This window comes from Pyrobaculum sp. (genome assembly GCF_049971835.1).
Classification (GTDB): domain Archaea; phylum Thermoproteota; class Thermoprotei; order Thermoproteales; family Thermoproteaceae; genus Pyrobaculum.
This window is the reverse complement of the sequence record NZ_JBMFKV010000079.1, coordinates 1-9,261: the sequence shown is the minus strand read 5'-3', so window position 1 is coordinate 9,261 and position 9,261 is coordinate 1. Positions and strand designations below refer to the sequence as shown.

The 9,261-nt window shown below is 61.5% G+C and carries 11 protein-coding genes and 1 pseudogene; 8 read left to right on the top strand and 4 right to left on the bottom strand.

The genetic code is table 11. The annotated features are described in order from the left end of the window. Window positions 1–71 precede the first annotated feature (71 nt). The 6 genes from ACP5J3_RS08015 to ACP5J3_RS07990 all read left to right on the top strand — a co-directional run bounded on the left by ACP5J3_RS08015 (window position 72) and on the right by ACP5J3_RS07990 (window position 4,297). The gene (locus ACP5J3_RS08015; RefSeq protein WP_428495208.1) at window positions 72–983 is read left to right on the top strand and encodes an NAD-dependent epimerase/dehydratase family protein; all 912 of its coding nucleotides are present in this window, start codon (window positions 72–74) and stop codon (window positions 981–983) included. Between the two features lie 21 nt (window positions 984–1,004). Then, on the top strand, window positions 1,005–1,292 hold the full coding sequence (locus ACP5J3_RS08010) for a hypothetical protein (RefSeq protein ID WP_428495207.1): 288 nt from the start codon (window positions 1,005–1,007) through the stop codon (window positions 1,290–1,292). Between the two features lie 29 nt (window positions 1,293–1,321). Continuing rightward, a complete protein-coding gene (locus tag ACP5J3_RS08005) occupies window positions 1,322–1,909 on the top strand; it encodes a hypothetical protein (RefSeq protein ID WP_428495206.1) in 588 nt (195 codons plus the stop codon). Window positions 1,910–1,997: 88 nt separating this feature from the next. Next, the gene (locus ACP5J3_RS08000) at window positions 1,998–3,053 is read left to right on the top strand and encodes an SPFH domain-containing protein (protein ID WP_428495205.1); all 1,056 of its coding nucleotides are present in this window, start codon (window positions 1,998–2,000) and stop codon (window positions 3,051–3,053) included. Next, window positions 3,050–3,352, top strand: a complete 303-nt coding sequence (locus ACP5J3_RS07995) for a hypothetical protein (protein WP_428495204.1) — start codon at window positions 3,050–3,052, stop codon at window positions 3,350–3,352. Before ACP5J3_RS08000 ends, ACP5J3_RS07995 begins: the two co-directional genes overlap by 4 nt. Before the next feature lie 24 nt (window positions 3,353–3,376). Further along, window positions 3,377–4,297, top strand: coding sequence for a DUF1152 domain-containing protein (locus ACP5J3_RS07990; RefSeq protein WP_428495203.1), 921 nt, complete (start codon window positions 3,377–3,379; stop codon window positions 4,295–4,297). Here ACP5J3_RS07990 and ACP5J3_RS07985 read toward each other — a convergent pair. Genes ACP5J3_RS07985 through ACP5J3_RS07975 form a run of 3 tightly spaced genes read right to left on the bottom strand, consistent with a single transcriptional unit; the run spans window position 4,294 to window position 7,061 of the window. Next, window positions 4,294–5,193, bottom strand: a complete 900-nt coding sequence (locus ACP5J3_RS07985) for a hypothetical protein (protein WP_428495202.1) — start codon at window positions 5,191–5,193, stop codon at window positions 4,294–4,296. The genes ACP5J3_RS07990 and ACP5J3_RS07985 overlap by 4 nt on opposite strands. A 27-nt stretch (window positions 5,194–5,220) precedes the next feature. After that, a complete protein-coding gene (locus ACP5J3_RS07980) occupies window positions 5,221–6,063 on the bottom strand; it encodes a transcription factor IIB (RefSeq protein WP_428495201.1) in 843 nt (280 codons plus the stop codon). Continuing rightward, window positions 6,060–7,061, bottom strand: coding sequence for a zinc ribbon domain-containing protein (locus ACP5J3_RS07975; RefSeq protein ID WP_428495200.1), 1,002 nt, complete (start codon window positions 7,059–7,061; stop codon window positions 6,060–6,062). The genes ACP5J3_RS07980 and ACP5J3_RS07975 overlap by 4 nt, the downstream gene beginning before the upstream one ends. 125 nt (window positions 7,062–7,186) lie before the next feature. Here ACP5J3_RS07975 and ACP5J3_RS07970 point away from each other — a divergent pair, with 125 nt between their 5' ends. Together ACP5J3_RS07970 and ACP5J3_RS07965 are read left to right on the top strand one after the other, a co-directional pair. Then, the gene (locus tag ACP5J3_RS07970; RefSeq protein WP_428495199.1) at window positions 7,187–8,125 is read left to right on the top strand and encodes a pyridoxal phosphate-dependent aminotransferase; all 939 of its coding nucleotides are present in this window, start codon (window positions 7,187–7,189) and stop codon (window positions 8,123–8,125) included. After that, the gene (locus ACP5J3_RS07965; RefSeq protein WP_428495198.1) at window positions 8,122–8,748 is read left to right on the top strand and encodes an RNA 2'-phosphotransferase; all 627 of its coding nucleotides are present in this window, start codon (window positions 8,122–8,124) and stop codon (window positions 8,746–8,748) included. The genes ACP5J3_RS07970 and ACP5J3_RS07965 overlap by 4 nt, the downstream gene beginning before the upstream one ends. Window positions 8,749–8,759: 11 nt before the next feature. Here the strand turns inward: ACP5J3_RS07965 and ACP5J3_RS07960 are convergent. Then, window positions 8,760–9,261 (bottom strand): annotated as a pseudogene (locus tag ACP5J3_RS07960) (hypothetical protein); the annotation flags it as partial.

Genomic DNA, 9,261 nt, shown 5'->3' with positions numbered 1-9,261 from the left:
CAGGGCCGCGGCCCTCACGGCTGTTTCGGGGGGTTTGAATATAAGTTTTATATCCACGTCCAACGCCGTCTATGAGGTATCTGCTGTACGGCGGGCTGGGCTTCATCGGGGCTAACGTCGTGGAGGCCTTGGCAGGGGAGGAGGTGTACGTCGCCCACAGGCCGGGCTCTCCGAGGAGAAAGCCGGCGCTTGCGAGCTTCGTCTCGCAACACGCAGAGCTGATGGAGTACACAGACCCCGCGAAGCCGCTTGAGTCCGCCAAGCCGGACGTGGTGATAAACCTCGTTGGGGAGTACTTCGGAAGTCCAGCGGCGGTGTGGGAGGCAAACGCCGAGTTCCCCAAGAGGCTGTGCGACGCGGCGCGGAGGGCCGGGTGGAGGGGGAAGCTGGTGCACATATCCGGCGCCACCGTGAGGGGGCCCGTGGGCAACCCCATAAGAGAGGAGGAGCGCCACCTGGAGGGGATAAAGCCTATTTCCCAATTCGACGCGTCGAAGGTGGAGGGGGAGAGGGTGGTGGCGGGCTGTTTCGAGGACTGGGTTATTGTAAGGCCGGTCCTCGTCTACGGCCGCTTCAATGACCACCCGGAGTGGGTTACGCTCGCCGGCATGGTGAGGCGCGGCGTGGCGCCCATGGTGAATCTAGCCGTCTCGGCCATATCGGCCCGGGAGCTGGCGAAGGTGGTGAAGCTCTCCACCGCCCTCTCTAGGGAGTACTTCTTTGCCACTGAGTGCGCCCCCAGGCGCCTGTCGGACTTCGTGCTGGCGATAGAAAAGGCGTTGGGGAGGCGGGCCCTCCACATACCTGTGCCCAGCGCCGTCATGAGGATAGCCGCGCCCCGGGATTTGAAAAAGCACCTCCCCTTCCTGGGAAGGAGCTTCAGTTGTGAAAAAATGGCCCGCCTCCTTAAATACAGGCCAAGCCCCGATTTCGAGAGAGAAGTAGCTGAAATGGTATCCTACATCACAGCAACTGTTAAATAACATTTGTTGCAAATATTTATCATGGATACACCTCTAGTTTTCATCTTCCGGGGGTGCCCCCCTCAGCGGTTTCATGAGTTGAAAAAATGGGACATAGTACTCGTCTCTCTCTCCTCCTGTCCAGGTGTTGAAAGAGTGGAGGAGTGGAGACTCCGGGAGTATATTAAAGACAAGTTTGTAGTTGTGGTTGGAGACCGCCTGCTTGCCAAGAGGCTGGAGGTGGCCCACGCCACGTATGGAGAAGTGGAGAGGTTTATGGAATATCTAAAGAGAGATGTGGGCCCGCTGTACAAACCTTATCTCCAGTAAATAATATAAATAGGGGGTTACGGGGCTTTATGAGTTTTGAAAAAAACCTCCTTGAGAGGATCGCCTCCTACATACCTGGCTACGCCGGGTACAAGCAGAAGGAGATTAGGAGGGAGACCGACGCCCTCGTGAGGCGCCACGTCGCCTCCCTCCTCTCCTCAGCCGCGTCGCAGCTGGTGCTGGGCCCGTCGGAGGCCCGCGCCGTTGCGGCCAACCCAGACGCCCGGTACCTCTGGGACACGGCGAGGGCTCTGCTGGATAAGGTGACGCAGAAGATAGACAAGGCCCCCCACGGCTACGCGGGCTTTTTCGACTTGGCCAAGGTAGATGAGAGCGTCCTAGAACAGGTATACCAGCACGACCTCGCCCTCGTGGAGGAGGCAAAGAAAGTGGCAGACCAAGTGGCCGTCTTGAAGAGCCAGCCCCCCGGCTCCCAGCAATGGGCCGACGCCCTCAGGCAGTTGCTGGCGCAGTTGCAGTCACTAGATGCTAAGATAGACGAGCGTAGCAAAATACTAAAGGCAATTAGCGAGCCGCCGCCCGCCACGTGGGAGCCGCCGCGTGAGGAGAAAAAAGGCGGGCTTTTCGACAAGCTGTTCAGGAGGGGCAAGAGCTAGGACTGCGGGTGGAGTAGTGTCAATGTACAGCTCTAATGACGTGGTTTGAACCTCCGTTAAGGTTTTAAAATAATGGACATGCTCATCCATGCCACAAGTTATCCAGTGGGTTAACCCCCGAGAGGGGGAGATAATCTGGCGCTACCCTGTGGATAGGATTGAGTGGGGGTCCCAGCTCATTGTTGAGGAGTGGCAGGCGGCGGTTTTTATGCGCGACGGGAAGGTGTACGACGTGTTTAGGGCGGGGAGGCACACCCTCACCACCGCCAACCTCCCCCTGCTCACCCAAGCGCTTAGCAGAATTGCGGGGTTTGAGAAGTCGCCCTTCACTGCCGTTGTCATATTCGTCTCGCTTAAACAGCACCAGCTCCCCTTCGGCGGGAGGAGCCAAACCGCCGAGCTGGCGCCGATACAGTTCTTCGGCACCGCCTGGTTCAGGGTGGCGGACCCGGCCCTCTTCGTCACCCAGGTCGTGGGCGGCCAGAACATATACACCACGGAGGACCTCCAGAAGTTCCTAAGGGGCTACTTCAACGAGAACCTAATGGCAGAGCTCTCCAGAAACTCCATCTTCACCATATACGGCAACCTGGAGCAGGCCAGCTTCGTAGCTAAAAACGCAATAGCCCCCCACTTCTCCAGACTCGGCCTCGAGCTCATAGACGTCAAATTCGAAGGCCTAGACGTCACTGACCCCATCTGGCGCGACAGGCTGTTCTACATCAGAGCCACCGGCGTCACCCCCTCGGAGTACCTACGCATGGAGACATTGCAGAAAGCCGCCGCGGAGCTCGGCAAGAGCCCCGGGGCCGCGGTCGGCGCGGGGCTGATGATAATCCCGCCCCTCTTCCAGCAACAGACGCCGCAGCCTCCACCAGCCCCCCAGCCCCCCACGCAACCGGCCCCACAGCCCCCGGCTCCTCCTCCGCCTCAGCCCACCCCACCGCCTCAGACAGCCGTATCGACACAACTAGCTCAGCACCAGCAGGGCGTGGTGTGTCCCCAGTGCGGATACGTAAACCCGCCGGGGGCCAAGTTCTGTATAAACTGTGGCTACATGCTGGGGAGGAGGTGCCCTCAGTGCGGCTTCGTCAACCCGCCGGAGGCTAAGTTCTGTATGAACTGCGGCGCCAAGTTGCCGTGACGCCTGGAGAGACCGCGGCCGCCGTCGCCGCGCTCGCCGTCGGCGTATACCTCGTCCTGGCGTCCACGGGGGCTGTCCAGCTGGCGGCTAACCAGCTTATAGGCATCGCCGTTGGGGTATACGGCGCCTCCTACATGGCGGCGGGGAGGAGCAGGGAGTCCGCCTTCTGGGGCGGGGTCCTCACAATACTAGGCGCGGCTTCCTTCATAGGGGGTGGGGCGTCTCCCCTGCTGGTGCTCGGCATCATGCTCATATTCATATCTCTCTTCGTGCTTGTCGCCGGGAGGCGCAGTCTATAAAAACCCCTAGGGGGGGCCTCCGACGTGGCCCTCTACCTAGCCATCGGCGGCGGGGGCGACGTGGTCACTACGGCGGCGCTGGCCGGGGACGACGCGGTGGGGCAGATACCGTGGGAGAGATACGTCGTTGACCCGACGCCGGGGCCGGTGCCGGCCTCGGCGCTGAGAGAGGTGGTGGATCTGGGAGGGGGGCTCTACCTAGCCACCCCCCGTAGCTACGTGGAGAGGGGCGGACGCGTCTTCAAGACCCAGGGCATGTGCGTGGCGGGGGCTCTCAACAAGTCGATATACATCGTCGATCCCTACAGACGCCCCAGCGAGGTGGCTCGCGCCCTTGCGAGATTCAGCCGCGTGGTTGGGGTAGACGTTGGGGGCGACGTGCTTGGGATCGGTTGCGAGGAGTCGATTAGGAGCCCCCTGGCAGACGCCTACGGCCTCGCCGTGCTCGTCAGAGCGGTGGAGCTGGGCGTGGAGGCGGAGGTGTGGGTCATGTCGCCGGGGGCCGACGGGGAGCTGGATAGGCAGTACGTGTTGAAGAAAGTGGCCGAGGCGGCGGCGGCCGGCGGGCTCATAGGCGCGGTGGGGCTGGCTCGGGAGCAGATTGAGAGGCTGGAGAGGCTCGTATCTATCTGCGTGACGGAAGCCTCCGCGGTGGCTGTAAGGGCCTACAGAGGTGGGCACGGCGAGTTGGAGATAAGGAGCGGCACCCGCCGGGTTTGGGTAGACGCCTGCGCCATGGTTGGCTTCCGTCTAGACCCCAAGGTCCTTCTGGGGCTGAACAAGGCGGCGTCGCTTGTATACAGCCACGACGCCCCCATCGATAGGGCGGCTGAGCTGTTGCTGGCCAATGGAATACCCACAGAGCTCCACCTAGAGGAGCTCCTGGCTAGGGGCTACTCCCTGCCTCAGGCGGTGGGGGAGTTGGGGAAGTTAAAACGTTGCTAAGCCCTGGCCTTCTGCGCCGCCGCCTTGGCCTCGGCCAGGATTCGCTGGTACAGCGTCGAGTTGTACGGCGCGACGGCCACAGCCGAGGACTCGATCTTCAGCTTCATAGTCAAGGCCTGGCCGTAGAGAGTCATGTTTAGATACACGTCCCCCACCACTGCCAGGGGGACGCCGCCCACCTCGCACATCTCCGCCACGTAAACCCCGCTACCGTTGGCGGGCAGGCCGCCTAGGATGTAGGCAAACACCTCGGGGCTTATCTTGCCCCTCTCCTCCACGGCGGACCCCGTGTAGCCTAGATGCGTGCAGGTCCCTTTCACGGTGCTGGTGGAGTTTACCCCGTGTATGATGTGGAGCATGGTGTAGTTAGCTGTGGTGGTCTCAGCTTGGCACTCACCCCCGGCGCAGGTCACCACATACATAAGCCGGCCCTCCGTAGCCGCCTTGTGGCTCACCTCCACAGGCCCCCTCGGCGGTATGTTAAAGACAAACTTACCGAAGCTGTAGTTGCCAAGGGGCCCCACCCCCTCTACAGACCAGCCAACTAGCCTCAGCGACATGTCGCCAATGTACACCGTGATGGTGTATGTGTAGTTAGCCTCGTAGCTGTCGCTCCGGAAATTCGCCGCCGTGGTGGTTGTAGTTGTGCTGGTTACAGTGGACACAGACGTCTTGGTAGGCGGAGTGGCGGTGGACGTCGCCGGGGGGACCGCCGTCGGCGGCGTCGGCGACGCCGTGCCGGTGGGCGCACCGGCGGTGGCTGTGGGCGGGGGAGAGCTGGTGGTAGTCGCGGCTCCATCGCCGCCGGGCTTCATGTAGCTTGTAGCGGCTTGGTAGAAGTAGAGTACCGCACCTGCGATAAGCACGGCGAGTATGGCTATGGCAATTTTCTTCATGCTCGCCATATAGCCGGGGTTTAAAAATTAGAGCTTCGCCTCAGCCTCGTATCGGCCCACGCGCGCCGCCGCGAAGGTGATCAGCCTGGCGGCGGCTCCCAGAGACGCCAAGGCCCCGCCCAGGGCCCCCAGCGCGGGGTAGAGGCCGAGGAAGTATGTGGTCAACGCGCCCACCGCCGCCGTCGCGAGGGCCGACGCGGCCGCTAGCCCTATACCCTCGGCGCGGCCCCGCCTCGACAGTGGGTACTCCATTCTCAAGACGGAGCCCTCCGCGGCGTCGACGAGAGCGCCGAACTGACGCCCGCCGTATGTATACGTGAGGGCCCAGAATGGGTAGTACACAATCCCCTCGAAACTCCACTCCACAGTCACCCTAGCCTTAAATACCGAGACGTAGGTGCGGGCCTCCTCAACCACCTCGCCTAGGCTACGGAAGGCGTCCTCCGGCGAGAGGTCCGGCGAGTGGAATACTCCGAGTCTCTCAAGAGTCGGCTTAAACGGCGTTCTCCACCTCGCGGGGAATATGTAACTCTTCGGTAGCTTAAATGGCGGCGTCGATAGGGCCAGCGCCGTGGCGTAGGTCTCAAGCTCCTCAAGAGGCTTGAAAGTTATGTGGTATAGGTACAGGGGGAGGAAGTGCATCTCGGCGCCGGCGGGCGTCGCCGAGGGGAGATCGTCGGGGGAGCCCATGGGCCTTAGATTCAGCACTTTTCTAAAAGCCGTGGTTTTGTCCACAGTGGGCTTGAAGATGTAGACGCTCTCGTAGGTCTTCCCCTCCGACACCACAGTCCCGCAGTAGGGGCAGACGTAGAACCTCCTCCCCGGCGGAGCGTCGTACTTAGCCCCGCAGAAGGGGCACTGGATAATCATGTCTCCACCCGCCGAGACTTCAGAAGGCCGCCTGCCAGGAGGTACGTAGCAATCGTGCCGGCCAGCGCCGTGACTGCGCCCTCGACTACTCCGCCGAGCAGAGCCAGGGACGAGAGGCCGCCCAGCACGCCCCCAACAGCCGCCACCCCCAGGAGTGAGATTGCCTTGTTTTCCACGAAGGAGGGCTCCTCAGCCACTACCACAGCCCCGTCCCACCCAGCCACGTAGTAGTTGTAGTAGGACCCCTTGTAGAGATACGGCACAATCCACATGGGGAGGTACGTCAAGGGGGACACCTCAAGCCTCTCCACTGTGTAGTCCACGGTCCTGTCCTCCACAGTTGCCGAAGCCATCAACAACCCCGTCTCCTCCCTTGCCACCCTAGCCGCGTCTTCATCAACCCTGGCCAGTAGCCTCGGCACCACGGCCCTCACTGCCTTCGCCTTGGCCCTCTCAGGCGTCAGCTCGGCTGCGAGAAACGCCCCCGACACAGAGGTGGACGTGGCCACCTCGGCGAGTTGCCTCGGCTCGGGGGCTGTCTTGAAGAAATGTGACGTCAGCTTATCCACAGAGAGGCCCCACGCCGCCCTCCTAGCCAATACCGCCACCAAGTCGGTATATGTGACGACTCCCGACACCCTCACGCGTTTAGTCTCAACGCGGGTTGTTGCCTGGCCTCTGACGTACACGGTGCGGGTATAGGTGAGGACCACCGTGGCCTCGTAAGAGGCTCTGAGCCGGACGTCGACGAAGTAGAACGGCAGGTATACGAGGTCGGGGCTGGCGAAGTTTATCTCAGACATCCTCCTCCCCAGGTTGAAATCTCTCCTCGTCCTCTCCACAGCCCGGCGCAGGACTTCGGAACTGGAAAGCGTAGGCACAGCCAAGATCTTCGACGGGTTCCCCGCTACGAAATTTGGCGTGCCGCAGTACCTACACACCACAACCACAGACTCCGGCGTCAGGTCGAGAGGCGCCCCGCAGTATGAGCAATTCACAGACGAGAGATGTAGCAACGTTAAAACTATATCTGCGGAGCGGCCGGGGGGCGGGCGGTCGCCGACGCGTCGCGGCGTCTGTGGCCGGGGTATTGATTTATATTAGGGTTTGGTTGGTTGCGCAAGTGGAGACGTTTATGTGGATACGCAAGTCCGCGGGTAGGTACGACCTCGCCCACAGCGGGGTGGCGAGGATTGAGGTCCCCCCAGCCGCCTCGGCGCCTTCTCCGGAGGAGGTAATTGCAGAGATGTACGGGATTTCCGAGAGGGAGCTGGCCCTAACCGCGGGGGCTCAGGAGGGGAACCTGCTCGCCTTCCTCGCGGTGAGGCCCGAGTACGCCGTTACGGTGGCTCCGGAGTACGAGCCCATTACGAAGCTCGCGCCGGGTCTCGGCGTCAGGCACCTACAGGTGGGCGACGTGTGGGAGGCCCCGCTGAAGCCCGGGGGCGTTCTTATATTCTCAAACCCAAACAACCCCACCGGCCGCTTCCTCACGAAGAAGGAGCTATACGAGCTGGCCGACGAGGCGAGGAGGCGGGGGGCCTACCTAATAGTGGACGTGATTTTCTCAGACTTCGTCACGGACGACTTGAGGGGGTGGCCTCTGGAGAACGTGGTCTTCAGCCACAGCACGGACAAGTTCTACACCACCGACACGAGGATGGGATGGGCCTTCGGCGACGCGGCGGTGGTGGAGAGGATGAGGTTTTTAAAGGACCTCGCCAACCCCGGCCCCAGGGACCCCGAGAGGAGAGCCGCGGCGGTGCTCCTCTCCAGGAGGGCAGAGATTAAGCAGAGAAACCTCTCCATCATTGCCCCCAACGCCGACGCGTTGAGGCGGGCGTTCCCCGACGCCGTCTACACCCCCCACATGCCCATAGCGCTGGTCCCCACCAACTGCGACGACTACAACCTCGCGCAGAGGCTCCTCGCCCACGGCGTCAAGACCGTCCCCGGGAGGTTCTTCCAAGCCCCCAACGCCATACGCATAGGCCTAGGCACCGAGGAGCCCACACGATTCAGAGAAGCCCTCCAGATACTTACACAGCTCTGGTGCCGGTGAAGCCAGTATACAAATGCCCCCACTGCGGCCTCTATACGGAGGCGTCTACCCACTGCGGAGCACCCGCCCAGCTAGTAATAGACGGCGCCACCCGGTTGCGGGCATCTAAGCTACTTGCGCTTGCCCTGCGCCACGACCCCGCGGCCCTGGGTGTCACTCTAGACCGGGGCGGCTGGGCAGACATCGCCTCAGTGCTCCGGGGCCTTGAGAAGGCCGGCGTGAGGATAGGCGCGGCGGAGCTGGCGGCGATCGCCGCCCTCGACGACAAGGGGAGGTTCGAGATAGACGGCGGACGTATAAGAGCCCGCTACGGTCACAGCATCGAGGTAGACATAGAATACCCGGTGGACACCTCGGCAAAGATCCTCTACCACGGCACCTCCCTCGACTACCTGCCGTCGATTGAAGCCAACGGCGTCCTCCCGATGAGGAGGAGATACGTCCACCTAGCCGCCGACCTGGAAACGGCGTGTCTCAACGCCAGGAGGAGACCGAAGCCTGTCGTTTTAGAAATTGACGCAGACTGCGTCAGAGAGGAGGCGCCGATCTACAAGGCGACGCAGAAAATACTCCTCACCGGGTATATCCCGGCGAGGTGTGTAAAAAAAGTGGTTATCTGTTAAATTACTTCTAATTACTTCTCCCTCTTCCCGCCGCCGGGGCCGCCTCCGTGCGCGGTCTTGGCTGACCGCGCCTCGCTGATCAGCTCTCCAATTGAGCGTCCAGACACCAGGTCTTTGATAATGCGTTGCCTTGCGGCGATGTCCAGACCCCTCAGCTCGTGCAACAGCGCGGCTGTGTTGTTGAGCAACGCGATGCGTTCCGCCGCCCACTGTCTTGGGAAGCCCGCAATCTTCACCCTCTCGAAGTGGTCAAGTAGCTCCCTAATCCTTGCCCTGGCTTTCTCCACTTCGATAAGTATATTCTCAATATCAGCATCAGACATATTTCCAGCAGATATCCGCTTTCTTATCCGTGCTTCCTCGTTAATCAGCCACTTGGTAAGATTCAGCCACTTAATCCCAGCCTCGACAGCTTCCACCGCTTTATCAGAGGCATTCACTAGCCGAAGCATAGTCCTAACCCGCATGAGCACCCCGAGCCCCTTTTCAGTACTGTTCAGCAACTCCGCCGCG